A 25,729-nucleotide genomic window follows, 5' to 3' on the forward strand; every position below is an offset into this window, starting at 1 on the left:
GCCGGGATCAAGAGGGTGGCACATAACGATGTGGCACCATTCGCTGCGTCGCCGCTCTGGTGAGGGCCGGCGTCGAACATACTTGCCTCACTGTTTTCATGTGGGGGAGCAGGTGGGGGCATGCCCGTAGCTTGAGGGGTTAGTGAAGTGAGAAGTGCAAAGTCGGCCGTAACGCGCTGGTTCCTGGGCGTAGTGGCAACGGTGCTGCTGGTTCCAGGATCCCTGGCGACGGCGGTTCAGGCGGCTCCTCCGGCGGCACGCGTGACCCTTGAAACGCCCCCGCCCGTCACGGGCGCCATCGGCCAGCTGTACAACACCAGTCCGTGGGCGCGCAGCGTGTTGCAGATGCCAACAAGCGCAGAAGAATGCACCGGCAGTGGCAGCGCCAATGGCTGCGTGCAGCGGTTCGCCGGCGGCGACATCGCATGGTCCGCGCGCACCGGGGCCCGTGTGGTGGTCAACGGACCTGTCCGCACGTCCTGGTGGCAGAACGATGGGCCTGCCGGTTTCCACGGTTATCCCACCAGCGACACGGTGAGCGGGCTCCGGAACGGCGGTACCAAGCAGTCGTTTGAACGCGGGGTCATTGCCTACTCACCGGCCACTGGCGCGCAACGAACCAGCGGATCCATCCACCTGGCTTGGGGTCGTGCGGGATTCGAAAGCGGGTTCCTTGGATACCCGGTCACCGGGGAAAGCACCGGACTGCGCGACGGCGGTGCCTGGCAGGCCTTCGAGCGCGGCTTTGTGGTGTGGTCGCCGGCCACTGGAGCGCACCCGTCCATGGGCGCCATCCGTGAACGCTGGCGTGAATCCGGGTTGGAGGAAGGCGAATTTGGTTACCCATCCACGGACGAAACCACGGGACTGCGGAACGGCGGCTCGTCACAGCAGTACCAACGGGGCACCATTATCTGGTCACCGGCCACCGGAGCACGCGCCATCACGGGCGCCATCCGCAGCTACTGGTCTTCCACAGGAGGCCAAAACGGCGCTCTGGGGTATCCAGTCAGTGAGGAAGTCCGGCAAAGCTCCTTCGTCTACCAACTCTTCCAAGGCGGCACGGTCTACTGGTCCGCGGCAACGGGTGCGCACTCAACCACCCATGGTGACGTCCATAACCGCTATGTTTCACTGGGCGGAGCGGCAGGGTCACTGGGGCTGCCGCTCACGGATAAACTTCCACGCGCGGGCGGACTGGTGCAGCAGTTCGCCAACGGCTGGCTGGTATGGGGTCCGGCCACGGGAGCACGGATTGTGGGACACCCAACCTACAAGGTGTGGTCAGTCAATCCCGGGGAGTTCGGCTGGCCCGTGCGTGACACCTGGTCAGACGGCAGGGGAGCCCACGTGGCGTTCCAGAAGCTGGAAACCATCTGGAATGACGCCACGCAGGAGCTCTATTCGGCCGAGGCTGTGGACGCATCCACAGTGGTCTTCCTTGGCGACTCGCAGCTGGACATGGACTCGTGGGGCGAGCAGGGGGCCAGAGCAGCCGGCTACCCTCGCCAGGTTGTCCGCAGCATCGGCGGAATCGGCTATGTCTCCGGCAGCCCGGCCGTAGGCGGAGGCTCCGCAACTGATGCCGTATTACAGGACCGCATCCTCCTGCCGCAGGGAAATCCCGGCCTGGTGGTGGTGACCTTGGGCGGCAACGACGCCCGGATCGGTGCTACTGATGCAGCCATCCTCTCGCAAGCAAACCGCCTCTGGGACGAACTGCGCCGTAAGTATCCCCGCAGCACCATCCTGGTCAACGGAGTCCTGTCCCGCTACGACGCCAGCCATGCCCAACGCCGCTGGGTGGACGGGCTGGTGACCCGCGAAGCTGCGCTCCGAGGCTGGCCGCGCATCTCGATGTCCGGCACCGCAACCATCGCAGGTGCGGCCGGGGATTACCTCGATGGAGCCCACATGAATCAGACCGGCCACAACAAGGTTGCGCCGCTCTATGCGTCCGCGCTGCGATACGTGCTGGGCAAGTAGCCAGCCATCCCGTTTATTCCCGGTAACGCGGGGAGCGAACAGGCCAACCCTCCACGGGACTTAGCAGGCGGGGTCGCGTACCGTGGAAGCATGGCTACAGTTGACATCACTGGAGAACAGTTCGCATCGACCATCGAGGACAACGATATTGTCCTGGTGGACTTCTGGGCTGCCTGGTGCAGCCCGTGCCGCCAGTTCGCGCCCACCTATGGGGCCGCTTCGGAGAAGCACACTGACGTGGTGTTCGCGAAGGTGGACACCGAGGCCGAGCAGCAGCTCGCTGCCGAAGCCGGGATCACCTCCATCCCCACGCTCATGGCCTTCCGCGAAAAGGTCCTCGTCTTCTCGCAGCCTGGCGCCCTCAACGGCCCGCAGCTTGAGCAAGTCATCGAGGCCGTGAAGGGTTTGGACATGGAAGAGGTCCACGCCCACGTTGCCAAGGCCCGTGCCGAGGCGCAGGAAAACTAGACCAACCCGGCGAATTCGCCGGAACGCAGCGAGGTCGCCGGAAAATTCCGGCGACCTCGCTGCTTTAAGGCGTTCTGGCGGTGTTGCGGCGTCCCGTTCTTGCGGCGCCCCGTTGCGGCGCCTAGAGGCGCTCGAGCTTCACAGGCTCGGCGAGCAATGCGCTGAGGGACTCGTTCAGGTCCTGGACGGCGATGCCCTTGGAGTGTTTCTCAAGGAGTTCCTCGGATTCCCAGCGCTCCGTGAGGACGAGCTTCTCCTCCGTGGCTTCGGTCAGTTCGTAGCGGATGCAGCCGGGCTCGTTCACAACCTCATCGATGGCGATTTCCAAAGCGAGCTTCACGCGGAAGAACTCGCCTTCGTTGGGGATGAACGTGGCCTGCAGGTCAATGGGTGCACTCATGGCTTCAACCCTACCGGCAGGACACGGAGCTGCTGGAGGTGGTTACGGTTCTGTTGCGGGCAGTCCCTTGGTAGCGTTCCGTCATGTTGTCCTACACTGCCGGAGACACTGACGTCCCGCTGCTCGAAGAGACCATCGGCGCTCATTTCGAGCGCATCGCCGCCCGGTTTCCCTTGCGGGACGCACTGATTGAAGCGGCTGCCGTTCCTGGCGGAGACGCCCGCCGCTGGAGCTACGAAAAACTGAACGACGACGTCAATCGCCTGGCCCGCGCATTGCTGGCACAAGGGGTGGCCAAGGGTGAGCGGATCGGCATCTGGAGCCCCAACTGCGCCGAATGGACCATCCTGCAATACGCCACAGCCAAGATCGGGGCGGTGCTGGTCAACGTGAACCCGGCGTACCGCAGCCACGAGCTGGAGTTCGTGGTCAAACAGAACGGGATGCGGATGCTGGTCACCGCGCCGTCTGACAGGAACAGCGACTACGTTGGCATGGCCAGGGAAGCTGCGGGCACGTGTCCCGAGCTCAGGGAACTGGTCTTCCTCCCCGGCGAACCGGTCATTGGACTCACGGCAGGGGCTCCGGAGGCCGGCCACGAACTGAGCTATGGAGAGCTCCTGACCCGGGCTGACGGCGTCGGGCCATCCGCAGTCCGTGACCGCATGGCGGAACTGGACCCGCACGATCCCATCAACCTGCAGTACACGTCCGGAACCACAGGTTTCCCCAAGGGTGCAACCCTGACCCACCACAACATCCTGAACAACGGGAACTCGATCGGCAGGCTCCTGAAGTACACCGAGCGCGATCGCGTGGTGATTCCGGTGCCGTTCTATCACTGCTTCGGCATGGTAATCGGCAATGTGAATGCCCTGAGCTTCGGAGCGGCAACCATCATTCCGGGCCGCGGCTTCAATCCGTCGGCCGCGTTGGAAGCCGTGCAGGACTTCGGGGGGACGTCGCTGTACGGAGTGCCCACCATGTTCATCGCAGAGTTGGCGCTGGAGGATTTCGGATCCTACGATCTTTCGACGCTCAGGACCGGTGTGATGGCCGGTTCCCTATGTCCCATTGAGGTCATGCGCCGGGTAATCGAAGAGATGCACATGGTGGATGTGGCCATTTGCTATGGCATGACGGAAACCTCGCCGGTTTCCACCATGACCCGGGCCGGGGACACTTTGGAGCAGCGCACCACCACGGTGGGCCGGACCATGCCGCATTTGGAGACCCGGATCGTGGATCCGGGTTCGGGCGAGGTAGTGGAGCATGGTGTGATCGGGGAGCTCTGCACACGCGGTTATGCGGTGATGCAGGGCTACTGGGGCCAGCCGGATAAGACCGCAGAAGCGATCGACGCCGAGGGCTGGATGCACACCGGGGACCTTGCCCGGATGGACCAGGACGGCTATGTGGTGATCGAGGGCCGCATCAAGGACATGGTGATCCGCGGCGGCGAGAACATCTATCCCCGCGAGATCGAGGAATTCCTGTACCTGCACCCGTCCATCCAGGACGTTCAGGTGATCGGTGTTCCGGACGATAAGTACGGCGAGGAACTCATGGCTTGCATCATCCTTAAACCCGGCGCGGCCACGCTCACCGTCGAGGACCTTGCAGAGTACTGCCGGGGAAAGCTGGCCCACTACAAGATCCCGCGCTACATCGATGTCCGCGGGAGCTTCCCCATGACGGTCTCGGGCAAGGTACGGAAAGTGGAGATGCGGCAGGAAGCGGTCTCCCGCCTGCATCTGTAGCTAGTTGGTGTTCCGGTTGATGGTCCGGATTCCCACCACAAGCCCGACGGCGGCAGTCACCACGGCGGCGACGAGTCCCCACATCGTATCCATGCCAATGCGTCCGGCAAACAGCTCCCGTTCGGCGTTGACCAGGTAGGTCAGGGGATTGAAGAGGCTGGCCACTTTCATCCACCCCGGACCCGCCTCGATGGGCAGCATGATGCCGGAGAGGATCATCAGCGGGAACAGCAAAGTTTGCTGCACGCCCCAGAAGATCCATTCTTTGTTCTGCGAGACCAGCGCCAACGCGTAGGACAGGGCGCCCAGACCGATGCCGAAGATGCCCAGGATGACCAACCCCAAGAGCACATGCAGCGGATGGAACACGAAGCCGAACGGGATGCACACCACTGAGATCAGCAGGCCCTGGACCACCAAGGGAGCCCACTCCTTCAGCGCCCGGCCGATCATCAGCGAAGACCGGGACAACGGGGTGGCCAGGATCCGCTCGTAGGAACCGGTCATCAGTTCGTACTGCAGGTTTGAGCCGGTCATCGAAGTGCCGAACAGCGCAATCATCACCACCACGCCCGGGAGGAACCATTGCAGCGTCGACTGGCCACCGAACGCCGGGGCGCCAACAGCCGAGCCCAACAAGGGCCCGAACAGCCCCAGGAACACCAACGGTTGGATGAGGGAGAAAATCAGCGAGAACGGATCCCTCAGCGGCAACAACATCTCCCGCCAGAACACGAACCACGTATCCGTCACGACGCTCCGGGGCCCACGTTTCTGGAGGACGACTCCAGGGCTCACGGCTTGTCCGATCATCAGACTTCAGCTCCTTCCCGCAGGCTGCGGCCGGTGAGTTCCAGGAAGACGTCGTCAAGCGTAGGCGGTTTGAGTTCCAGCGACTGGGCGGGAGCGCCGGCGTCGTGCATCTCCTTCAGCAGCCCCGGCGCAAGCCGTGCGCCCTGTGCCAGCCGGAGGCGGAAGCGGACCACGCCGTCGTACGCGTTCTCCTGGATGTCGCCTTCGGCGGCCGCGCGGCCCAGCAAGCCACGTACCTCGGATGCCGAGCCTGCGGCAACCTCCACGGCGAGCAGGTCACCGGCGAGGTTCGCTTTGAGCCGGGAGGCGGTGTCGTCCGCGATGATGGTGCCGTGGTCGATCACGATCACGCGCTCGGACATGGAGTCGGCCTCGTCCATGTAATGCGTTGTGAGCACGATGGTGGTCCCGTGTTCCTCGCGCATCCGCATGATGTGCTCCCAGAGGTTGGCGCGGTTCTGGGGGTCCATGCCCGTGGACGGTTCATCCAGGAACAGAAGGCCGGGGGAGTGCATCAGCCCCAGCGCCACATCCATGCGTCGCCGCTGCCCACCGGAGAGCTTGATGACCGTCCGCTTGGCGAGGTCGCCCAGGTCGAGGGACGCCATGAGCGTCTCAGCCCGGGCCTTCGAATCGCTGGTGTTCATCCCGTAGAAGCGGCCCTGCAAGATGAGTTCGTCGATCACCCGGTAGCTGTGCCCACCGCCGTTGCCTTGGCCGATGTACCCGATGCGGGCACGGACGCCGGCGGGATCCTTCTGGACATCGACCCCTGCCACCGTGGCCGACCCCGACGTTGGTTTCAGCAACGTGGTGAGCATGCGCAGTGTGGTGGACTTGCCTGCACCGTTAGGGCCCAGGAAGGCGACGAGTTCGCCCGGGGCGACGTCGATGTCCACGCCCTTGACGGCCTCCACCGTTTCCTTCTTCACGGTGAAGGTTTTGGTGAGTTTCTTGGTGTGGATCACGGTCACTCCAGGGACTCCATGGACGGCTGGTGATGGCTCCTACGCGCCACGGTATACCCGCCGGGGAGGGTCGTCCATGCCCTTGCGGACAGCTCCCGTCCGCGATGAAAACTTAGTGCCCGCGGTGATCCTGGACGGTCATTCGCGGTCCGAAAGTGGGTTTGCGGAAGCCGCTCAAATAGAGCATCCGCACCAGCCGCTGCCTCTGTCCACTCCACGGTTCCAGGAGCTGGAGCATGCCTGCGTCATCGGTCTTTTCGCCCGTCAGGGCATACCCCACGTAGGACGCCAGATGGTAGTCGCCCACGGAGATTGAATCCGGGCAACCGTGCGTCCGCTGGACAACTTCAGCTGCGGTCCAAATGCCAATACCGGGAATGGTCTGAAGCTTGGCGCCGGCCTGGGCGGAGTCCACCCCGGCCAGCCGTTCAAGCGCGACGGCGGACTGCAGCGCCCGCATCACGGTGGCTGAACGTTGTGGTCCAACCCCGGCCTTGTGCCACTCCCAGGACGGGATGGCCAACCACTGCCTGGCGGTGGGAGGGACCAAGAGCCCCACGGGGGCCTTGCCCGGCGCCGGCGTCCCATGGCGATACATCAAGTACCGGTAGCCTCGCCTCGCCTCCAAAGTGGTGACCTTTTGCTCCAAAATGGTGGGCACCAGGGAGTCAACCACCCGCCCGGTGGAAGGCAGCCGCACAGCCAGGTTCCGGCGTCGTGCTTCCGTGACGAGGCGCGGGAGCGTGGAATGGAACGCGGGCTCGTCAAAGCCGGACCAATCGTCCTCCGCGCCCAACAGCCGCGGCACTCCGGCAACCGCATCCCCGGCTCCGGGTCCCCACGATTGGGCATCCACAAAGGAATCAGCCCCCAAACCGCCCGCGGAGAGCCTTAAGGTGGCCGGTCCGGAGGCAGTGGTGAAGGCCGTCCAGAAACCATTGGCGTGCGCCGCGAAGGAGGGATCAGCGTTGCCGCGCATGAGCGGAAACATGGTCTGGTCCAAGCGGAAGGAACCGCCGGGGTGCCATCGAGCGGCCGCATCTGCCGCGGCCGCAACAAGGGGCGGGGCCTCTGCGATGGTCATGTTTTCATGGTCCCACGCCCGGCTGACAATCTGCTCCTGGGAGCCCTTACGGCGGCAGGCGGCCAACGCTAGACTCCCTGATGTGGCGCGGGTGGGCCGCGCCACATCCCAGGAACATTTCCAGGAAGCAAGGAGCGCCAATCATGGCCGCAATAGTGCATTTTGAGATTCCTACGGACAACAAAGAGCGGGCCAACACCTTCTATGAGAGTGCTTTCGGCTGGAATCTGAGCCCCATGCAAGGGATGGACTACACCATCGCCATTACCGCCCCCTCCGACGAGCAAACAGGAACCCCCAAGGAGCCGGGTGCCATCAACGGGGCATTGTTCCCGCGGACGGAAACCCTCACGACGCCCATCATCACCATTGACGTGGACGACATCGATGCTGCCCTGGCACAGGTGGAATCCGCAGGGGGCAGTGTGGTCCAGGCCAAGGACGCAGTACCCACCATGGGCTGGTACGCCTACTTCAAGGACACCGAGGGCAACGTTTTGGGTGTGTGGCAGACCGACACCTCCGCCGGAACGTAGTCCGTGCCCTGCCCCTTGCCCGCCCGGGCCGTGGTTGCCGGGTACGGGGCCGAAGCAAGACCCACTGCAGGCAGGCGGTAACTTTGTACCTATGAAGTATGCCCAGTCCGTGTTGGACCTCATCGGCAATACGCCGCTCATCAAGCTCAACCACGTAACGGACGGGATCAAAGCCACCGTCCTCGTGAAGCTCGAATACGTCAATCCCGGCGGATCCATCAAGGACCGGATCGCCGTGAAGATGATCGAAGACGCGGAGAAGGACGGCCGCCTCAAGCCAGGTGGGACCATCGTTGAGCCGACGTCGGGGAACACGGGTGTGGGCTTGGCGCTCGTGGCGCAGCAAAAGGGCTACAAGTGCGTTTTTGTTGTGCCGGACAAAGTGGGCGAGGACAAGCGCGCCGTCCTGCAGGCCTACGGTGCCGAGGTTGTGGTGACGCCCACGGCCGTTGCCCCCGACAGCCCCCACAGCTACTACGGCGTTTCCGACCGCCTGGTCCGCGAGATCCCCGGCGCTTTTAAACCGGACCAGTTCTCCAACCCTGCCGCTCCCGGAAGCCATTTCGAATCCACCGGGCCGGAAATCTGGCAGGACACCGATGGCACGGTCACGCACGTGGTCATCGGCGCCGGAACGGGCGGCACCATCACCGGCACGGGCCGCTTCCTCAAGCAGGTCTCCGCTGACCGGGCAGAGTCCGACGGCGGCCGGGTCAAGGTCATCGGCGCGGACCCGGAAGGTTCGGTCTACTCAGGCGGCACGGGCCGCCCGTACTTTGTTGAGGGCGTTGGCGAGGACATGTGGCCCGACAACTACGATCCCTCCGTGCCGGACGACGTCATAGCCGTTTCCGATGCCGACTCCTTCTCCATGACCCGCCGCCTGGCCAGGGAAGAAGGCCTCCTGGTGGGTGGCTCCTCCGGCATGGCCGTGGTGGCCGCGCTGCAGGCAGCCAAGGATCTGGACGAGTCCGCGGTGGTTGTGGTGATCCTCCCGGATTCCGGCCGCGGCTACCTTGCCAAGATCTTCAATGATCAGTGGATGCGTTCCTACGGCTTCCTTTCCGGCGGTGAAGAAGCGTCCGTGGGCGAAGTCCTGAAATCCAAGACCGGTGAGATGCCGGACCTGGTGCACATCCATCCCAACGAGTCCGTCCGCGATGTCATCAACATCATGAACGAGTTCGGTGTCTCCCACATCCCGGTCCTCTCACAGGAGCCGCCCGTGGTGATGGGCGAGGTCATGGGAGCCGTGGACGAGCGAAGCCTCACCAGCAAACTCTTCCGTGGCGAAGCCAAACTGACCGACAAGATCTCCGAACACATGGGTGACCGCCTGCCCGTGATTGGCTCACTGGAAACCATTTCCGCCGCACGCGAGCTGCTGTCCGACGTTGACACCGTGATGGTGACCTTCGCGGGCGCCCCGGTGGGCATCCTGACCCGCCACGACCTTCTGGCGTACCTGAGCAATTAGCGCTCCGCGCCCGATCCAATCGTCCAACGAACACAGAGGAGCCTCCATGTCTGCCACCAACAACGCCGGGTTCAATACACGCGCCGTCCACGCCGGACAGGCCTTTGAACCGCGGACCGGTGCCGTGGTGCCGCCGCTGCATTTCAGCTCTACCTACGCCCAGGACGGCATCGGCAACCTGCGCTCCGGCTACGAATACGGCCGCGGCGGGAATCCAACGCGCGACGCTTTGCAGGAGCAGCTGGCCGCACTGGAAGGTGGAACAGCCGCGTTCTCCTTTGGCTCGGGCCTGGCTGCCGAAGACTCCCTTATCCGTGCAGTCGCCCGCCCGGGCGATCACATCGTCCTGGGTAACGACGCCTACGGTGGCACGTACCGTCTCATCAATCGCGTCCTGGGTGATTGGGGAATCGGCAACACGCCCGTGGACATGTCAGACCTCAATGCCGTGGCTGCAGCAGTCACAGCGAACAAGACCCGCATTGTATGGGTGGAGACGCCGTCCAACCCGATGATGAAAATCACCGACATCGAGGCACTCGCCGCCGTGGCGCACGACGCCGGTGCCCTCCTGGTGGTGGACAACACCTTCGCCTCTCCCTACTTGCAGACGCCGCTGGCCCTGGGGGCCGACGTCGTGGTCCATTCCACTACCAAATACATCGGCGGCCACTCCGACGTTGTGGGCGGTGCCATCGTGGTCAAGGACGCTGGGCTTGCGGAGAAAATCGGGTTCATCCAGTTTGCCGTTGGTGCTGTTTCCGGCCCGATGGATGCTTTCCTGACCACCCGTGGCTTGAAGACCCTGGGCGTCCGCATGGACCGCCACAGCGAGAACGGCCAGGCGGTGGCTGAATGGCTCTTGCAGCGTCCCGAGGTGGAAGCTGTGCTGTACCCGGGCCTTCCTGACCACCCGGGCCACGAGCTTGCAGCCAAGCAGATGAAGAAGTTCGGCGGCATGGTGTCCGTTCAGTTCAAGGGTGGCGAGGCAGCAGCACGCACGGTTGCCGAATCCACGTCCGTCTTCACCCTCGCGGAGTCACTGGGCGGCATCGAATCCCTCATGAACTACCCCTCCGAGATGACCCACGCCTCCGTCAAGGGCACCGAGCTGGCTGTTCCCGTCAACCTCCTGCGACTGTCCTGCGGCATCGAAGAAGCCGAGGACCTGATCGCGGACCTTGAGCAGGCGTTCACAAAGATCAGCAACGGCTAACACGTGACTTCCCTTTCTCACCCGGTGGCTTCCACCGCCAGGCGTGGCTGGACCCTCACCGTGGCGGGGGCATTGACCCTCGCCGTTGCAGTGTGGTTCCTGTACACCGACTACCAGCCCGCCTTGAACGACTTTGAGGTGTACTTCTACGGTGGCGACAAGGTCCTGGAAGGCGGCGATCTCTACGCCGTCCGGGAAGGCCTGCCGTTCACGTACCCGCCCTTCGCGGCGTTGCTCTTCGCCGGACTGTCAGCCATGGGCTTTTTTGCCAGCAGCCTGGTGTTCATCGTGGTGGCCTTGGTGGGGGCAGCAGTGGTAGCCGCTTCCTTGGCCAAGCACTACTTTCGGGCGACCACTTGGCGGGAGGCCTTCGCCGATTACCGGTTCCGCACCACGGCTTTGGTGGGCACAGGGGCCATACTGCTCCTGGGACCATGGCGGGACACGTTCGTCTTCGGCCAGATCAACATCATTCTGATGGGTGTGATTCTGCTTGACTTCCTGCTCTACGGAAAAGTGCGCGCAGGCGCCATCCGCTGGCCCGCCGGCCTCCTGATCGGCCTGGCCGCCGGGGTGAAGCTCACGCCGCTGGCATTCGGTCTGTACTTCCTGGTCCGCCGCGACTTCAAAGCACTTGGCTGGATGGCTGCGGGTTTCTTCGGCTCCATCGCGGTGGCATGGGCTGCGTTGCCGCAAGCTTCACTTAATTTCTGGACCACCATCCTGCCGGACACCGGCCGTATCGGTGGACCGGCGTATGTGGACAATCTGTCCGTCAAGGGGCTGCTGCTGCACTTCGGCATGCCGGACTCCCCGCTCACCAGTTTGCTGTGGTTGGTCCTGTCCCTGGGGTTGGCGTTCATTGCTGCCCTGGTCATCAAGTGGGCTGTGGATGCAGACGAGAACTTCATTGCAGTCTCCGCCACGGCCATCCTGATGCTTCTGATCAGCCCCGTTTCGTGGTCGCACCACTGGGTATGGGTTGCCGTTGCCCTGCCCAGCATGGCGTTCGCCATGCACCGGGTTCCCTCACATACCGGGAAGATGCGTACGGCCGGTTGGGTCATTGTGGTTTGTTCCACCATTGCCTTCTACATGACCCCCAAGAATCTGGCAGTGTGGGCCGGTGCTGCCGAGTGGGGCAAGGACCCACAGACCCAGTGGCAGCTCATGGTCTCCAGTCTCGGTGTGGTGTGCGGGATCGCCATGCTGGTCTACTGGGTTTTGGCCTACCGGCCCTCCCGGGCACGGTTCGTCGAATCCGGCCCCCGTTCGTTGTCCTCTCCGGTGTACGGCGCGAACAACGAACAAGGACCGGATTCTCCACACCGGACCTAGCCGGAGATGCCCTCGTTGCCGTCTTCTTCACGGCCGGTCAGGCGACGCCTGAAAGAGCTGTCCTCTGCCGACGTCACCTGAATGTCGTACCAACCAGCAAGGGTGTCCCAACCGACCTTCTTCGTATGCCCTGGCTTGAGTTTCACGGTGTGGTTGTTCGGCGCATACTGCAGCGACTCCAGCTGCAGTGTTAACGTTTCGGTGCCGTCATTGCGCAACTCCAGCTCCACGGCTTTCTTACCGCGGCGACCTTTAACGGTGACGTCGACGCCGGACGCGGCGCCCGTCGTCGTGCCTGTCAGTTCGTACTGAAACCGGTTGGGACCGGTGACGACGACGTCGAAAGTGCCGGAGGCGACGGGGAGTTCCACCTTCTGGCTACCCAAGACGTCCACGTGCCGGGGTTCGGAGACTTCGCCCGCATAGCCATACACGGTGAAGTGAGCGGACCGTGTGCCGCTGTTGTCCAGAGCCAGGGCGAGCTTGCCAGGCCGGACCGTTGCTGAGACCTGTGGCCGGTAGGGGAGTGGCCTGGCTGGGCGGGAGCCGGGCTCCTGAAGCGGGGCCACCTGGATTTCCGGGGGATTTGGGCGCCAACGGCTGATCTTGGCGGGCACAGCGCCTGGGTGGTCCAGAACCGGGGGCGTGCCGGGCGTTTGGAAGTTGAAAACGCCGGTCAGGTCGCCGCAGACTTCCCTGCGCCACGGCGAGATGTTGGGTTCCTGCACACCGGTCAAGCGTTCCAGGAAACGGATGACGGAGGTGTGGTCGAAGACCTCGGAGCTGACGTAGCCTCCCACCGTCCATGGTGAGACGACCGTCATGGGAACACGGGGGCCGAGTCCGATGGGCTGGGCGGTGGTCCAATCGGTGGACTCGCCGGACGCAGGGCGCGGCTGGACGGGCGGAGGGACGTGGTCAAAGTAGCCGTCATTCTCGTCGAAGTTCAGGAAGATCGCCGTGCTGTTCCATGTGTCCGGGTGGCTGGCGACGGTGTCCAGCAAGCGGTAGACAAAGTTTGCACTGCCCACGGGAGTGGATGCTCCCGGGTGTTCGGAATCCGCTGCAGACGGCACCAGCCAACTGACCCTCGGCAGGGTTCCATCGGCTATGTCAGCGCTGAGTCGCTCCAGGAGAGTGTTGGGCCGGCCGCGCCACATGGCCTTGTCGAACAGGGATTTCTCGGAGTCCGTGAGAACGGCGCGGCCCTGCTCAAGTTGGGCCAGCAGGCGATCCTGCTCAGCGGGCGCCTTGCCCTTGATCGTGTCGTAGAACTCTTCGGTGGTCCGGAAGTTTCCTTCCACGGACGCCAGCATCTTGCGGCCTATCGCCTTGAAGTTTTGGAAGTACTCCACGGCGTTGTCCGTGAAGTTGTCCCAGTCCTGGTAGATCTTCCAGGAGATACCGGACTCTTCCAGGCGCTCGGGGTAGGTGGTCCAGCTGTAGCCACCGTGCGTGTAACTGTAGGCGGCGTTGGTCACGGCACGTTTGGTGCTGGCCGGCTCGTTGCCGGTGGTGCCGCTCCACAGATAATTGCGGTTGGGGTTGGTGGAGCCATTGACAGAGCAGTGGTAGGCGTCGCAGATGGTGAAAGTGTCAGCGAGCTCGTACTGCAGCGGGATGTCCTGGCGCTGGTAGAACGTCATGGTGGACGCGCTTTTTGCCGGAATCCACTTGTCGCACCAGCCGTTGTTCCACGCGGTGGTGGTGCCCGCAAAGGAGTGGTCCAGGTCGCCCAGGTACTGGATATCGGAACCCGGCCTGCCAGCCAGTTCCGCCGCCTTGCGGAGGGAGAACGGCAGCACGCTCCCGCCCGTGGCCCGGGGTTGCTCGAACATCGACGTGCCGTTGGGAAGACGCGTGATCGCCTTGTCGCCGTAGCCGCGGACGCCACGCAGGGAGCCGAAGTAATGATCAAACGAGCGGTTTTCCTGCATGAGAACTATCACGTGCTTGATGGACTGCAGGCTTCCCGGCGGCACGGGCTTTGCCATCGCAGCCTGTACTGAGGGAGGCAAGAGGGACCCGGTAGCTGCGAGTGCCGTTGCGGCAGCGGCGGTACCGAGGAATCCGCGACGGGACAGTCCCTTCGTATTGGTTGAACGATTAACCGAATCGGGGATATTCGAGGACATTCAGGAGTGCCTTTCGTGGTCAGAGTTGACCGGGCAAGCGTAGGCACGTCGAGTGAACCGCCGATGAAACCAAGGCAAACCAGCGGGGTGTGTCGCGCAGATCACACTGGGTTTCTTTAATTGAGCGCTATCACCAGCATCTGGCTGGTTCCAGGGATGCACGTTTGCAGTACGGCCCTGGGAAAGCCGCCGAAGACGGCCAGGACATCGCTGGTGGTGCCGCCCAACGGAACCTGTCCACGCGCTGTCACTATGTAGCTTCCATAGCCGGCAAGGGTGACGGGCTGGCCCACTCCGATGCCGGAGAACCGTGCCCAACCGCCGCAGAAATCGTGTTCGGTAATGAACAGGGAGTAGCTGTCGGTCGGCGTGAAGTGGATCGGCCCGATGCATGCGTCAACCAGATCCTGACCTCCGGATCCGGCCACGTAGATGGTCCAGCCGGGCTGTGCCGGCTGGGGCTCCGTGGCCGGGGGCTGTGGGGCGGCCTCGGTTGGCGGAATCACGACGGCGGACGGCGTCCCGGGCGCTTCGGCTGGAGGCTCGGCTGGAGCTGGTGCGGCGGCTTCCTCCGGGGCTTCCTCCGGGGCTGCGACCGGTGGCTCGGCTGGTGCTGGTTCGGCTGGAGGTTCGGCTGGCGCTGGTGCAGCCGGATCATGTGGAGGACCCGCGATGGCGGGAGTCGCCAGGCGCTGGAATGACACCGAGTCCAGGGCGATGGATGAGCCGGCAGGCTGGGGCGGGCCGAAGTCCGGAAGCGGCGGCGTCATGGCAATGGCCACAAGCATGGTTCCAGCCGCCACAAGGGACTTGAGGGTTGCGCCAGGCGCTCCGCGCCGGAATCGGAAGGGTGCTTCGGTTGCCGGAGGGAGGGGCAGTTGTGGGTCGCCGTGCAGAGTCATGGGAACTCCAAGCGGGAGTGGATCCGCTAAGGAAGCCGGAATGGATATTCAGAATCCCCAGACACTTTTGATTGTAGGAACTCCCTGGCGGTTGGGAACCCGATGGGGATACTCGTCTTTTATGGGGCGCTACTTGGTTTCGGGGGTGCTGGCGGCAGGAGGGGCAGCTGATGGCCATGGTTGACGTGAACTTTCACGAAGCGTCTCGACCTAGCTTTCTTTAGAAAAGTCAGATACTTTGTGCTCATGCCTCTTCGTTCTGACTGGTCTGCCCGCACGTGTAGCCTCGCCCGGGGCCTCGACGTCCTTGGGGATCCCTGGGGCAGCCTGGTCCTCCGGGAGATCTTCTTCGGCAATGGCCGCTTCGATGCCATCAAACAACGCCTTGAGGTAGCGGACAACGTCCTCAGCAAGCGGCTCGGCTGGTTGGTGGAATCAGGTCTGCTGGCCCAGCGCCCGTACCTGGACGGAACCCGGACCCGGCAGGAGTACGTCCTCACTCCCAAGGGCGAGGACGCGTTGCCAGTCCTCAACGCCATCATTATCTGGGCCGAAAAACACCTTGACGCCCCCAACGAGGTGTCTCACATGAAGGTCATCCACACGGAGTGCGGACAGTCCACCATGTCAGCGGACACCTGCACACACTGCGGCATAGCCCTCACGGCCGCCAATACCAGTTGGCACAGCTTCAAACGCAGCGCCCATGCCTTGCCACTCGCCGTCGCACCCACCCAAACCCAAACTCCCGTAACCCTCACCCCCGAAACGGAGATCTCCGCATGACCGCTCCCGATGTCACAGGGACTCCGCCGGAAAAGACGGGGGTCCAGGAAAAGACAGGAATCCAGTCCGGAACGAAGGGTGTTCCCTCAGGCAAACGACGCCGGATCCACCCGGCCTGGATTGTTGCCGCAGTAGCCTTCCTTGCCTTGGTAGGAGCGGCCGGTTTCCGTGCAGCACCTGGAGTGCTGATGGTCCCCCTGCAGCAGGAATTCGGATGGTCCACCACGGTGTTGTCCCTGGCGGTCAGCATCAACCTGGTCCTGTTCGGGCTGACGGCGCCGTTCGCTGCCGCCCTGATGGAACGCTTCGGCATCCGGAAAGTCACCTCGCTGGCGCTGTGCCTCATCGGCATGGGTTCAGCGCTCACCGTCTTGGTGAATCAGTCCTGGCAGATCCTTCTGACGTGGGGCCTGCTGATCGGACTCGGTACAGGCTCCATGGCCCTCGTCTTCGCCGCGACCATCGCCAACACCTGGTTCGCCAAGAGCCGTGGACTGGTGATCGGCATCCTGACTGCAGGGAGCGCTGCGGGCCAGTTGGTGTTCCTTCCCTTCATTGCTGCTCTGGCGCAGAATCCCGGATGGCGGGGTGCCTCGCTTCTCATCGCCGCCGGTGCGCTCGCAGTTGTCCCGCTGGTGCTGCGCTGGCTGCGGAACTCACCCGCCGACGTCGGGGTCTTGCCGTATGGTGCCGACGTTCCCGATGCCGAAGCGGCCGACGCCGGCACCACGTCCAGCGCGGACCATCCGGTTGCGTCGTCCGCGGCTTCCGCTCCCAAGGACTCGGCCAACGCCGCTGTGAGGGCACTCCAGGTACTCAAACGTGCCAGCAAGGTGCGGACTTTCTGGGCGTTGGCAGCGGGCTTCGCGATCTGCGGGGCCACCACCAACGGGCTGATTGGCACGCACTTCATTCCCTCGGCGCATGATCACGGTATGCCGGAAACCACGGCGGCAGGTTTGCTGGCCGTCGTCGGGATCTTCGACATCGTGGGGACCATTGCCTCCGGTTGGCTGACCGACCGCTTCAACCCCAAAGTCCTGCTGGCCGTGTACTACCAGTTCCGGGGGATCGGCCTGCTGGTGCTGCCGCTGCTGCTGGGTTCGTCAGTAGAACCAAGCATGATCATCTTCGTGGTGGTTTATGGGCTGGACTGGGTAGCCACCGTGCCACCCACCGCAGCGATCTGCCGCTCGGTGTTCGGCGCGGACGGCTCGGTGGTGTTCGGCTGGGTCTTCGCAGCCCACCAGCTCGGGGCTGCCGCGGCCGCGCTCGCCGCTGGTTTCATTCGTGACGCCACCGGGCACTACAACTATGCCTGGCTTGGTGCCGCTGCCATGTGCACAGTGGCCGCGGTCATCAGCGCGACCATCCGCAAGGACGCAGCGAAGAAGGAACCCGTGGCGGTTGCCTGATACGGGGTCCTTCAGGCCCCGCAACGCAAGGGGGTGGCGTTGTGGGGCCCGCTCTGCGTGCTTCGGGAGCCAGGAAGGGCGCAAAACAGGCCCCGCAACGCAAGGGGTGGCGTTGTGGGGCCCGCTCTGCGCGCTTCGGGAGCAAGGAAAGGCGCAAAACAGGCCCCGCAACGGTGGAATCTAGCCCGCTTCAGTGATCCGGAACGTGAGTGTCCGGGCTTCCGGCCGCAAGGCGTAGTCCGGCCACACATCCGGTCCGCACGCCCTTGAACCGAGTCCGTGCTGGGCGGCATCGAGATACAGGAAACTGCCGTGGCTGGGCGGCAACTCGTGCGGGTGTGCCGCCGCGGAGATCTCCTGGGCAGTGTGCCGGGCAAGGGTGAAGCCCGGCAAGCGGCCACGGGAGTCGGCAACGGCGTTGAACTGAAGCCACGGATCACCGGCATTCTGCAGCTCGAGTGAACGGACAGCACTGCGATGTCCCGATTCCTGGGGCTTGGCGTAGTTCACCGAAAGATCGTCGATGCCTGCTGCGTACCGGCCCACCAGTGCGGCGTGCATGCTGTCCGGGTACGACTCCAGGGGTCCGGTGCCGAACCAGGAGACACTGTCCACGGATCCCGGCAGGTCAAAACGCACCCCCACCCGCGGCCAGATGATGTTCCACCCGGAGCTTGGAACAATGTCCAGGCGGAGCCACAGCCCGCCGTCGGAAATTTGCCAGTTCTCCTCCACGGAGACCCAATGTGCGGCGTCCGCGGCCGCGTAGCGGGTGCGGACCACCACGGCTGAATCGTCGGCAGAGACCTTCTCCACCCTGCCGGCCAGCCGGTCAAGACCGGCAGCACGCCACACCGCCTCCATGGATGGAGCAGGGACGCCGTCGCCGTTGTTGAGCCATGGGTCGGCGAGGTCGTAGCTGCCGCGCCCTGCACCGCGATCGTTGTCCGTGGGTGCGCGCCACAACTCAAGGCGTGGCCCGGACACGGGGAGTCCGGCGAGCGAGACCAGCCGGCCTTCCTCGAAACGGGCAGGGCCCAGGGACACGGTCCCCTCAGCAGCAGCGTCGGCACGTCGGTCCAAGCTCAACGGACGCGGGGCCACCAAACGGGGACGTGCCCGGGCCAGTTCCAGCTGGGCAGCGGAGATCACATGCCCGGCGTCGGCCCAGGCCGTGTCCTTGCGGAGAGCCACCTCCACGGTGAGCCAGTATTCACCGGATGCCACGGCTGCGAACTCCGGTAAACCGATCCGGGTTGTATCCCCGGCGGCCAGGGGCGCACCCTCGGAGGTGATGATGTCCAGCTCGCCGGAAGCGTGCACCGCACCGTCCACCTCGGTGCGCCATCGCAGCACGACGTCCGAGGTGTCGGCGGTGTGCCGCAGGTTGGCGACGGAGACGAAACGGCGCGTGCCGCCGTCGAGCGTTTCCGTGGCGAAGCCCAATCGAACCGGAGCCACGATCTGCTTGTATTCAAAGAGCCCCGGGCTGGGTGTGGAGTCTGAGAGGACCATGCCGTCCATGACGAAGTTGCCGTCGTGGACAACCTCGCCAAAGTCGCCGCCGTACGCAAAGAACTCCGTGCCGTCAGCTGTGGTGGTGCGGATACCGTGGTCGCGCCATTCCCAGACGAAGCCACCGTGCAGCCTGGGGTAGCGGTCCACAAGGTCCTCGTATTGGTCGATCGCACCAGGGCCGTTGCCCATGGCATGGACGTACTCACACAGGATGAACGGCTTGGTGCGCTGCCGCGCGGACTCGGCGGCGGAGCAGCCCAGAAGGAGCGAGCCGGAATCGTCGCGGCCGATCGCCTCGGTTTCCGGCACGGAGGAGTACATCCGCGAATAAACATCGGTGTAGGCGCCGGTGTAATCGCCCTCATAGTGGACCGGCCGCCCGGTATCGCGTGCATGTGCCCAGGCGGACATCGCCGCGAGATTGGAACCGGTGCCGGACTCGTTGCCCAGGGACCACATGACGATGGAGGGATGGTTCTTGTCCCGCTCCACTGTGCGCTCCATACGGTCCACGTAGGCTTCGCGCCAGGCGGGATCGTCGCTGGGATTGCCCACCCAACCATGCCGCTCGAAGCCATGGGTCTCAAGGTCACACTCAAGGATCACCCAGAACCCCAGCTCATCTGCAATATCCAGCAAGCGCGGGTGCGGCGGGTAGTGGCTGGTGCGGATCGCGTTGACGTTGAACTGCCTCATCAGGGCAAGGTCGGCGCGGGCAAAATCCTCATTGAACACGCGGCCGCGGTCCGGATGGGCTTCATGACGGTTCACGCCGTGGAACACCACGCGCTTGCCGTTTACCAGGAACCGGTCGCCTTGGATCTCCACCGTGCGGAAACCGATCTTCTGGGTGATGGTCTCACCCGTGCCGGCCACCGTCGCGGTGTACAGCCGCGGCACTTCTGCGGACCAAGGCTCGACGGCGGCGATCACCACCGGGGCGACGTCGGCAGGGGAGGACCACACGACGTCGACGTCCAGCTCGGGGACCGACAAACGGAGGGGGAACGCGTCCGCATCCGCCGTAATTTCGGGGTCGATCCCGCCGGTGCCGTTGCTGAACGACGTCCGCAACCAGACGTCGTCGATGCCCTTTGCTGGACGCGCCAGCAGGGTGACATCGCGGAAGATGCCCGGCATCCACCACTGGTCCTGGTCCTCGATGTAACCGGAAGCTGACCACTGGTGAACGCGGACGGCCAACACGTTCCGGCCAGGACGTACAGCCTCTGTGACATCGAATTCCTGGGCCAGCCGGCTGCCCGTACCTACTCCGATCTCGGTTCCGTTGAGCCACACCTTGTAGCGGGATTCGACGCCGTCGAACCGCAGGACTGTCTTACCGGCGTCGTTCCAGTTTTCCGGTACCTCAAAAGTCCGCCGGTAGTCGCCGGTGGGATTTTCATCCGGGACGTGGGGAGCATCAGTGGGGAACGGGAACTGGACATTCGTGTAGATGGGGCGCCCGTAGCGGCCCTCGCCCTCCAGTACCCAGTGCGCAGGCACAGCAATCTGGTCCCAGGCGGAATCATCCAGTGTTTCCTGGGCGACTCCCTCAACGGCTTCTCCGGCGGGAAGGACACCGCGTCCACCCGGGGTACCGGGCGCACCGGCCAGGAGCCGGAAGCGCCACTGGCCGTTCAGAGAGAGCGTGGGGGCATCGGTGTGCAGCCACGAACGGGCGGGGAGGCGGTTACCTGAACCCGGACCACGGTCTGTGATGTAGCTGGCGTCGGTCATTACTTAACGGCTCCTTCTGTCAGTCCGCCGCGCCAGAAGCGCTGCAGGACAACCATGGCGATACTGAGCGGAATGATGGAAAGCAGCACCCCGCCCGTGGTCAGTTCATAGAATTCAGGCAAACGGTCCACTTGGCTGAGCCAGTTGTTCAGGCCGAGCGTGATGGGGTAGAGCTCTGAGTCGGAGAGCATCACCAGCGGGAGGAAATAGTTGTTCCAAATACCCACCAGTTGGAACAGGAACACCGTGACCAGCGCCGGGGTCAGAACCTTCAGCCCGATGGTGTGGAAAATGCGGAGTTCCCCGGCACCATCGATCCTCGCAGCTTCGATCAACGAGGTATCCACGGTGGCCTGCGCGTAGATCCTGCAGAGGAACAAGCCGAACGGGGACACCAGCGACGGCAGGAGGACGCTCCAGTAGGTGTTGGCCAGGCCGAGCTGGCTGAACAGCAGGAACAGTGGCAGGGCTGTTGCCGTGCCTGGAACCAGGACGCCACCCAGGATGGTGCCGAACACCAGGTTGCGTCCCCGGAACTCGTACTTGGCCAGGGCGTAACCGCCCGCAGCTGCAAAATAGGTGGCCAGCAGGGCGCCAACTCCTGCGTAGATGGCGGAGTTCAGGAACCAGCGGCCAAAGATCCCGTTGTCATAGCTGACAACACGGCCGATGTTCTCCCACAAGGAGAACGTGGGAGCGAACCAGAAGCCGTTGGTGGAGAAGAGATCGGCGGTGGACTTGGTGGAGGCAACGAAGACCCAGTACACGGGAATCAGGAAGTACAGGGCCACCACCACCAAAAGTGCGGTGACGATGATGGTGGAGGACCGGCGTCGTCCGGCTGAGCGGTCCGGACCCGCAGCAGCTTGGCTGCGGGCAGTGGCTTTGGGCTGCTTGGTGGCTGTGGCGGTCATGATGACTTCCTGTTGGTGAGTGCGAGGAAGGCGAAGGACAGGGCGAACGCGGCCACGGCAATGATGACCGATTGGGCGGCAGCGACGTTGTAGTCGTTGTAGGCGAACGCTGTTGTGTAGGCACTGAGATTGGGCGTGTACTGGCTGTCGATGGCCGGGGCCACGGTCTTGAGGACCTGGGCCTCCGCGAACAGCTGCAAGGTTCCGATGATGGAGAACACTGTGGTGAGCATGAGCGCTGGGCGGATCAGTGGGAGTTGGATGCTCCGGGCCACGCGCCACGTAGACGCACCGTCCATCTTGGCTGCCTCGTACAGCTCCACCGGAATGGCTTTCAGCTGCGCAACGATGATCAGCATGTTGTAGCCCGTGTAGCTCCAGGTGACGATGTTGGCGATGGACCACAGCACGCTGTTGGCGCCCAGGAAATCGGGCGTCAGCCCTACGATTTTGGCCGCGTCAAACAAGGGACTGAGCCCGGGCACATACAGGAAGGACCACAGGATGGTGGCGATGACGCCCGGTACGCCGTAGGGGAGGAAATACGCGGCGCGGAAGAAGCCCGGCCACTTGGCGGAGGCCGATTCCAACATCAGGGCCAGGACGGTGCACAACACGATCATGACGGGCACCTGGACAATGCCGAACAGCAGCATCCGGCCGATGGAGGCCACGAAGCTGCCATCTGCCAGAGCTTGGGCGTAGTTGCTGAAGCCGGCAAACTCACTGGTCACCCCAGCTTCGCCAAAGAGCCCGCTGCGCGTCACCTTGGTGAAGCTGGACATGATGGCCACCACAATGGGGAGCAGAAACGTGAGGATGAAGAGCCCCAGGAACGGTGCCAGCAGGAGCCAGGGTGCACGTGCGGCGGCGCCTGTCCTTTTGCGGCGGCGGGCAGCTGCGGCGGGACGCTGCGTGGTAGGGGCGGTGCGGGTTGTCGTCATGCCGTTTCCTTCCGGATCGTGAGGCCCTTGTTCTTGAAAACGGTGATGATCTGCTGCTCGGAAGCCGCGATGGAATCCACCAAAGAGGTACCGAAAGCTTTCTTACGGAAACCATCGCTGAGGATGTTGAAAGACTGTTGGGTCACCGGCCACCAGGACCAGTCAGGGTTCTGCTGCTGCGTGGCCGGTACGAAGACTTCCTCGTTGTAACGCTGGCCTCCGAAGAACGCAGAGGGCTGCTGGCGGTCCGAGCCGATGAAGTCGGGGTTGGGTGACCAGCCGATGCCGCTGTTCTTGATCTCGGCATCGATTCCTTCTGTGGAAGTGGTCAGCCACACGGCAAAGTCGAGTGCTTCGCGGGGGTGTTTGCTGTTGGCCAGGACGGCCGCAGTGGAGCCGCCCAGGTAGGTGGAGCCGAATCCCGTGCTGCCCCATGTGGGCATGGGCGCAACCCGCCACTTGCCTTCGGAGCCGCTGACTCCCTCAACCAGGGCATCGCCCCAGCTGCCGGTAATGGTCGAAGCAATGCCGCCCTTGCCTGCGGCCGCAAACCAGCCCGGCGAAAAGGCGCCGTAGGCGGTGGTGACGAGGTCGTCGTCGATCGCTTTGTCGAAGAAGCGGGCAGTGTTAAGAGTGGCCTCGTCAGTCATGTTGATGACCCAGCCGTCCTCTTCCGGGCGGAACCATGCAGCTCCGGCCTGTGCGGCGAAGGAGGCAAAGGGCGAGGCGTCACTGATGGGGAAGCAGTCCAGATACGTGTCAACGGCCCTCAGTTCCGCGGCAACACCGGCCCACTCGTCCCAGGTTTTCGGGGTGCCTGCGCCCACTTTGTCCAAGATGGCCGGCTGGTAGAACATGCCCATAGGCCCTGAGTCCTGGGGAATGCCGTAAACTCCGCCGGTGTAGCTGACCTGCTTCCACAACGTGGGGTCGTAGAGGTGCGAATGCTGGTTGGCGCCGTAGCGGGAAAGGTCCACCAGTCCGTTGACCAGCATGAACTCGGGGATGGAGCGCAGTTCAACCTGGGCCAGGTCCGGTCCACCTCCGGCGGCGAGGGCAGAGTAGAGCTTTTGGTAGCCGCCGGCGTTGCCGCCGGGAATCCACACCACGTCCACCTGGACATTCGGGTTCGCCGCGTTCCAGATATCGGCCACGTTCTGGAAGTCCTTGAGCCAGGCCCAGTAGGTGAGCCTCACGGGCCCTCCGGCGGCGGGAATGGTCGGGGCAGCGTTGACGGACTGTGTTCCTGGAGTTGCGCACCCAGCCAGCAGGCCCATGGCCGCTGTGCCCAGGCCGGCGCCCAGGAGTTGTCTTCGCGTGAAACGGGTCATGAGCCTTCACCTCTTCGTGTCAGGTTGACTATGCCGGCGTGTGGATTCTTGGGGTCCAACCGCAGCAAGTGTGACCACGGTAACAGAAAATTCGAGTAACCACTCGAATTTTAGATCTGGCCCGTAACACGCATGTACACTGGCTAGCCATGACCACAAAGGACGTGGGCCGCGCAGCGAGGCGGGGCCCCTACGCGAAATCCGAGGAGCGGCGCCGGACCATCCTGGACGCTGCTCATGCCGTGTTTGCTGCCCGTGGTTATCGTGGCGGATCCCTGCAAGAGGTTGCCGACCGGGTTGGCCTTAGCCAGACAAGCCTGTTGCACTACTTCCCCTCCAAGAGCGAGCTCCTGATGGCGGTCCTGAAGCGGCGCGATGAAATCACCAGCGGCTCCTTCCCCGATGACATGGAGGAAGGCCTGGTGGACTCCGTGATCCGTACAGCGCTGTTCAACGAGGACATTCCGGGCGTGATTGAGCTGTACACCGTGCTGTGCGCCGAATCCGTCACCGATGGGCACCCCGGGCGCGAATACTTCACCGAGCGCTTTGAACGTTTGCGCAAGAGCTATGCCCGGCGCTTCGCTGAACTGGCGGCCCAGGGCAGGCTGCGGCCCGGCATTGATCCGGATGAAGCCGCCATGTCCTTGGTTGCCCTATGGGACGGGCTTCAGACCCAGTGGCTGCTGGCCCCCGACGACGTGGATGTCGCCAAGGGCCTGCGCGGCTACTTCAAGCTCCTGGTCCTCCCGGAAAGTTAGCCGCGGAATGCTCCAATTCCTGTGATGTGCTGGCCCAGGATCAGGGTGTGCACCTCGTCCGTGCCCTCATAAGTCCGCACGGATTCCAGATTGTTGGCATGCCGCAACGGTGAGTAATCCAGCGTGACGCCGTTCCCACCGAGGATGGTCCGGGCATCCCTTGCGATCTTGATGGCCTCGCGGACGTTGTTCAGCTTCCCCAGGGAGATCTGCTGGGGCTGAAGATGACCGGCATCCTTCAGGCGGCCCAGATGCAATGCCAGCAAGGTGCCCTTCTGGATTTCCACCAGCATGTTCACCAGTTTCTCCTGCGTCAGCTGGTAGCCCGCCAGCGGCCTGCCGAACTGGAGGCGGTTGGCTGCGTACTCCAGGGCGGCCTCGTACGAGTCGCGTGCCGCGCCCATGGCACCCCACGCGATTCCATAGCGGGCCTCGTTCAAGCAGGAGAATGGTCCCCGAAGTCCGCTGGCACCCGGGAGGATGGCATCCGGTGCCAGCCGCACGTCGTCGAACGTTACATCGCACTGAATGGAGGCGCGCATGGAGAGCTTCGGCTCGATGGGCGTCGCGGTCACCCCGGAGGTCCCCGCCGGAACCAGGAAGCCGCGGATACCGTCATCGGTGCCGGCCCAGACCACCAGGACATCGGCAATCGAGGCCAGACCAATCCATCGCTTGGCACCGTTCAACACCCAGCCGTCGCCCGTTTCCCGGGCAAACGTTGTCATGGACGATGGGTCCGAACCCGCGGTCGGTTCCGTCAGGGCAAAGCATCCAATCAACTCGCCGGCCGCCATGCGGGGTAGCCACTGCTCCTTCTGTGCTTCCGAGCCCCATGTGTGGATCGCCGTCATGGCGAGGGAGCCCTGCACCGACACGAACGTGCGGATCCCGGAATCGCCGGCTTCCAGTTCCATCGCCGCCAATCCATAATCGACGGCGGACCGGCCGGGACAGCCGTACCCCTCCAAGTGCATGCCCAGGACGCCGAGCTCGCCCAACTCGGGCGCGATCTCCCGCGGAAAAACTGCGTCCTCGTACCAGCGGGCGATGTTTGGCCGGATCCGCTGGGAGGTGAAATCGCGGACCTTCTCGCGGAGGGCCAATTCGTCCGAGGTCAGCAGGGAATCCAAGGCAAGGACGTCGGAGGTGTTCGTCGTTGAATCGCTCATGCCAGCATCCTAGGCCCCACGGGTCAGCGGACCGGCAGCCGCGGGCCAGCGCACCGGCAGCCGAG

The 25,729-nt window shown here is 63.8% G+C and carries 21 protein-coding genes; 10 read left to right on the plus strand and 11 right to left on the minus strand.

Annotated features, from left to right (window positions below; genetic code table 11):
* Window positions 1–147 precede the first annotated feature (147 nt).
* The gene (locus tag BMY91_RS01455) at window positions 148–1,986 is read left to right on the plus strand and encodes an SGNH/GDSL hydrolase family protein (RefSeq protein ID WP_090817320.1); all 1,839 of its coding nucleotides are present in this window, start codon (window positions 148–150) and stop codon (window positions 1,984–1,986) included.
* A 90-nt stretch (window positions 1,987–2,076) separates the two neighbouring features.
* Entirely contained in the window at window positions 2,077–2,454 is a 378-nt protein-coding gene (locus BMY91_RS01460) for a thioredoxin family protein (protein ID WP_011775683.1), read from the plus strand.
* 121 nt (window positions 2,455–2,575) lie between these two features.
* Here the strand turns inward: BMY91_RS01460 and BMY91_RS01465 are convergent, their stop codons facing one another.
* Entirely contained in the window at window positions 2,576–2,854 is a 279-nt protein-coding gene (locus BMY91_RS01465) for a putative quinol monooxygenase (RefSeq protein WP_011775682.1), read from the minus strand.
* An 83-nt stretch (window positions 2,855–2,937) separates the two neighbouring features.
* On the opposite strand from BMY91_RS01465, the gene BMY91_RS01470 reads away from it, so the two are divergent.
* Window positions 2,938–4,614 carry an AMP-binding protein gene (locus tag BMY91_RS01470; protein ID WP_090817324.1) on the plus strand — a complete coding sequence of 559 codons (1,677 nt, stop codon included), beginning with the start codon at window positions 2,938–2,940 and terminating at the stop codon, window positions 4,612–4,614.
* Here the strand turns inward: BMY91_RS01470 and BMY91_RS01475 are convergent, their stop codons facing one another.
* The 3 genes from BMY91_RS01475 to BMY91_RS01485 all read right to left on the minus strand — a co-directional run bounded on the left by BMY91_RS01475 (window position 4,615) and on the right by BMY91_RS01485 (window position 7,479).
* A complete protein-coding gene (locus BMY91_RS01475; protein WP_090817326.1) occupies window positions 4,615–5,427 on the minus strand; it encodes an ABC transporter permease in 813 nt (270 codons plus the stop codon). It lies immediately after the preceding gene.
* Entirely contained in the window at window positions 5,427–6,401 is a 975-nt protein-coding gene (locus tag BMY91_RS01480; protein WP_090817328.1) for an ATP-binding cassette domain-containing protein, read from the minus strand. Before BMY91_RS01480 ends, BMY91_RS01475 begins: the two co-directional genes overlap by 1 nt.
* A gap of 106 nt (window positions 6,402–6,507) precedes the next feature.
* Window positions 6,508–7,479, minus strand: a complete 972-nt coding sequence (locus tag BMY91_RS01485; protein WP_090817330.1) for a DNA-3-methyladenine glycosylase family protein — start codon at window positions 7,477–7,479, stop codon at window positions 6,508–6,510.
* A gap of 143 nt (window positions 7,480–7,622) precedes the next feature.
* Here BMY91_RS01485 and BMY91_RS01490 point away from each other — a divergent pair, with 143 nt between their 5' ends.
* The 4 genes from BMY91_RS01490 (at window position 7,623) to BMY91_RS01505 (ending at window position 12,046) form a co-directional block, all read left to right on the plus strand.
* Entirely contained in the window at window positions 7,623–8,015 is a 393-nt protein-coding gene (locus tag BMY91_RS01490; RefSeq protein WP_090817332.1) for a VOC family protein, read from the plus strand.
* Window positions 8,016–8,106: 91 nt separating this feature from the next.
* Window positions 8,107–9,492 (plus strand): cystathionine beta-synthase, encoded by a 1,386-nt coding sequence (locus tag BMY91_RS01495; RefSeq protein ID WP_090817335.1) that lies wholly within the window; start codon window positions 8,107–8,109, stop codon window positions 9,490–9,492.
* 46 nt (window positions 9,493–9,538) lie between these two features.
* Window positions 9,539–10,708: a cystathionine gamma-synthase gene (locus tag BMY91_RS01500; protein ID WP_090817338.1), complete on the plus strand. Its 1,170-nt coding sequence runs from the start codon at window positions 9,539–9,541 to the stop codon at window positions 10,706–10,708.
* A 3-nt stretch (window positions 10,709–10,711) separates the two neighbouring features.
* On the plus strand, window positions 10,712–12,046 hold the full coding sequence (locus tag BMY91_RS01505; RefSeq protein WP_090817341.1) for a glycosyltransferase 87 family protein: 1,335 nt from the start codon (window positions 10,712–10,714) through the stop codon (window positions 12,044–12,046).
* Here the strand turns inward: BMY91_RS01505 and BMY91_RS01510 are convergent.
* Both BMY91_RS01510 and BMY91_RS23340 read right to left on the minus strand, forming a co-directional pair.
* Window positions 12,043–14,181 carry a phosphocholine-specific phospholipase C gene (locus tag BMY91_RS01510; protein WP_090817344.1) on the minus strand — a complete coding sequence of 713 codons (2,139 nt, stop codon included), beginning with the start codon at window positions 14,179–14,181 and terminating at the stop codon, window positions 12,043–12,045. The two genes, BMY91_RS01505 and BMY91_RS01510, sit on opposite strands and share 4 nt — an antisense overlap.
* 116 nt (window positions 14,182–14,297) lie before the next feature.
* Complete coding sequence (locus BMY91_RS23340) at window positions 14,298–15,083, minus strand: peptidoglycan-binding protein (RefSeq protein ID WP_177179820.1); 786 nt, start codon at window positions 15,081–15,083, stop codon at window positions 14,298–14,300.
* A 246-nt stretch (window positions 15,084–15,329) separates the two neighbouring features.
* Between BMY91_RS23340 and BMY91_RS01520 the strand changes: the two genes are divergently transcribed.
* Entirely contained in the window at window positions 15,330–15,869 is a 540-nt protein-coding gene (locus tag BMY91_RS01520; RefSeq protein ID WP_090817346.1) for a winged helix-turn-helix transcriptional regulator, read from the plus strand.
* A complete protein-coding gene (locus BMY91_RS01525; protein ID WP_090817349.1) occupies window positions 15,866–17,284 on the plus strand; it encodes an MFS transporter in 1,419 nt (472 codons plus the stop codon). The genes BMY91_RS01520 and BMY91_RS01525 overlap by 4 nt, the downstream gene beginning before the upstream one ends.
* 180 nt (window positions 17,285–17,464) lie before the next feature.
* On the opposite strand, the gene BMY91_RS01530 is transcribed toward BMY91_RS01525, so the two are convergent.
* From BMY91_RS01530 to BMY91_RS01545, 4 genes are read right to left on the minus strand one after another with little or no spacing between them, the layout of a single operon-like run.
* Entirely contained in the window at window positions 17,465–20,542 is a 3,078-nt protein-coding gene (locus tag BMY91_RS01530; RefSeq protein ID WP_090817351.1) for a glycoside hydrolase family 2 TIM barrel-domain containing protein, read from the minus strand.
* Window positions 20,542–21,456 carry a carbohydrate ABC transporter permease gene (locus BMY91_RS01535; protein WP_090817354.1) on the minus strand — a complete coding sequence of 305 codons (915 nt, stop codon included), beginning with the start codon at window positions 21,454–21,456 and terminating at the stop codon, window positions 20,542–20,544. The genes BMY91_RS01530 and BMY91_RS01535 overlap by 1 nt, the downstream gene beginning before the upstream one ends.
* Complete coding sequence (locus BMY91_RS01540; RefSeq protein WP_090817357.1) at window positions 21,453–22,400, minus strand: carbohydrate ABC transporter permease; 948 nt, start codon at window positions 22,398–22,400, stop codon at window positions 21,453–21,455. Before BMY91_RS01540 ends, BMY91_RS01535 begins: the two co-directional genes overlap by 4 nt.
* Complete coding sequence (locus tag BMY91_RS01545) at window positions 22,397–23,731, minus strand: ABC transporter substrate-binding protein (protein ID WP_090817360.1); 1,335 nt, start codon at window positions 23,729–23,731, stop codon at window positions 22,397–22,399. Before BMY91_RS01545 ends, BMY91_RS01540 begins: the two co-directional genes overlap by 4 nt.
* 149 nt (window positions 23,732–23,880) lie before the next feature.
* Here BMY91_RS01545 and BMY91_RS01550 point away from each other — a divergent pair, with 149 nt between their 5' ends.
* Entirely contained in the window at window positions 23,881–24,492 is a 612-nt protein-coding gene (locus tag BMY91_RS01550; protein WP_175538739.1) for a TetR/AcrR family transcriptional regulator, read from the plus strand.
* Here the strand turns inward: BMY91_RS01550 and BMY91_RS01555 are convergent.
* Window positions 24,489–25,664, minus strand: coding sequence for an acyl-CoA dehydrogenase family protein (locus BMY91_RS01555; protein ID WP_090817363.1), 1,176 nt, complete (start codon window positions 25,662–25,664; stop codon window positions 24,489–24,491). The genes BMY91_RS01550 and BMY91_RS01555 overlap by 4 nt on opposite strands.
* Window positions 25,665–25,729: the final 65 nt, after the last annotated feature.

The organism is Arthrobacter sp. yr096, from assembly GCF_900108925.1.
In the GTDB taxonomy this organism is placed as follows: domain Bacteria; phylum Actinomycetota; class Actinomycetes; order Actinomycetales; family Micrococcaceae; genus Arthrobacter.

Excerpts from the sequence above, each read along its gene's own strand:
- BMY91_RS01495 (WP_090817335.1), top strand. The coding sequence starts at position 8,107 with ATGAAGTATGCCCAGTCCGTGTTGGACCTCATCGGCAATACGCCGCTC.
- BMY91_RS01540 (WP_090817357.1), bottom strand. The coding sequence starts at position 22,400 with ATGACGACAACCCGCACCGCCCCTACCACGCAGCGTCCCGCCGCAGCT.
- BMY91_RS01520 (WP_090817346.1), top strand. The coding sequence starts at position 15,330 with ATGCCTCTTCGTTCTGACTGGTCTGCCCGCACGTGTAGCCTCGCCCGG.
- BMY91_RS01485 (WP_090817330.1), bottom strand. The coding sequence starts at position 7,479 with ATGACCATCGCAGAGGCCCCGCCCCTTGTTGCGGCCGCGGCAGATGCG.
- BMY91_RS01460 (WP_011775683.1), top strand. The coding sequence starts at position 2,077 with ATGGCTACAGTTGACATCACTGGAGAACAGTTCGCATCGACCATCGAG.
- BMY91_RS01510 (WP_090817344.1), bottom strand. The coding sequence starts at position 14,181 with ATGTCCTCGAATATCCCCGATTCGGTTAATCGTTCAACCAATACGAAG.
- BMY91_RS01555 (WP_090817363.1), bottom strand. The coding sequence starts at position 25,664 with ATGAGCGATTCAACGACGAACACCTCCGACGTCCTTGCCTTGGATTCC.
- BMY91_RS01500 (WP_090817338.1), top strand. The coding sequence starts at position 9,539 with ATGTCTGCCACCAACAACGCCGGGTTCAATACACGCGCCGTCCACGCC.
- BMY91_RS23340 (WP_177179820.1), bottom strand. The coding sequence starts at position 15,083 with ATGACTCTGCACGGCGACCCACAACTGCCCCTCCCTCCGGCAACCGAA.
- BMY91_RS01550 (WP_175538739.1), top strand. The coding sequence starts at position 23,881 with ATGACCACAAAGGACGTGGGCCGCGCAGCGAGGCGGGGCCCCTACGCG.
- BMY91_RS01545 (WP_090817360.1), bottom strand. The coding sequence starts at position 23,731 with ATGACCCGTTTCACGCGAAGACAACTCCTGGGCGCCGGCCTGGGCACA.
- BMY91_RS01465 (WP_011775682.1), bottom strand. The coding sequence starts at position 2,854 with ATGAGTGCACCCATTGACCTGCAGGCCACGTTCATCCCCAACGAAGGC.
- BMY91_RS01490 (WP_090817332.1), top strand. The coding sequence starts at position 7,623 with ATGGCCGCAATAGTGCATTTTGAGATTCCTACGGACAACAAAGAGCGG.
- BMY91_RS01525 (WP_090817349.1), top strand. The coding sequence starts at position 15,866 with ATGACCGCTCCCGATGTCACAGGGACTCCGCCGGAAAAGACGGGGGTC.
- BMY91_RS01475 (WP_090817326.1), bottom strand. The coding sequence starts at position 5,427 with ATGATCGGACAAGCCGTGAGCCCTGGAGTCGTCCTCCAGAAACGTGGG.
- BMY91_RS01470 (WP_090817324.1), top strand. The coding sequence starts at position 2,938 with ATGTTGTCCTACACTGCCGGAGACACTGACGTCCCGCTGCTCGAAGAG.
- BMY91_RS01535 (WP_090817354.1), bottom strand. The coding sequence starts at position 21,456 with ATGACCGCCACAGCCACCAAGCAGCCCAAAGCCACTGCCCGCAGCCAA.
- BMY91_RS01530 (WP_090817351.1), bottom strand. The coding sequence starts at position 20,542 with ATGACCGACGCCAGCTACATCACAGACCGTGGTCCGGGTTCAGGTAAC.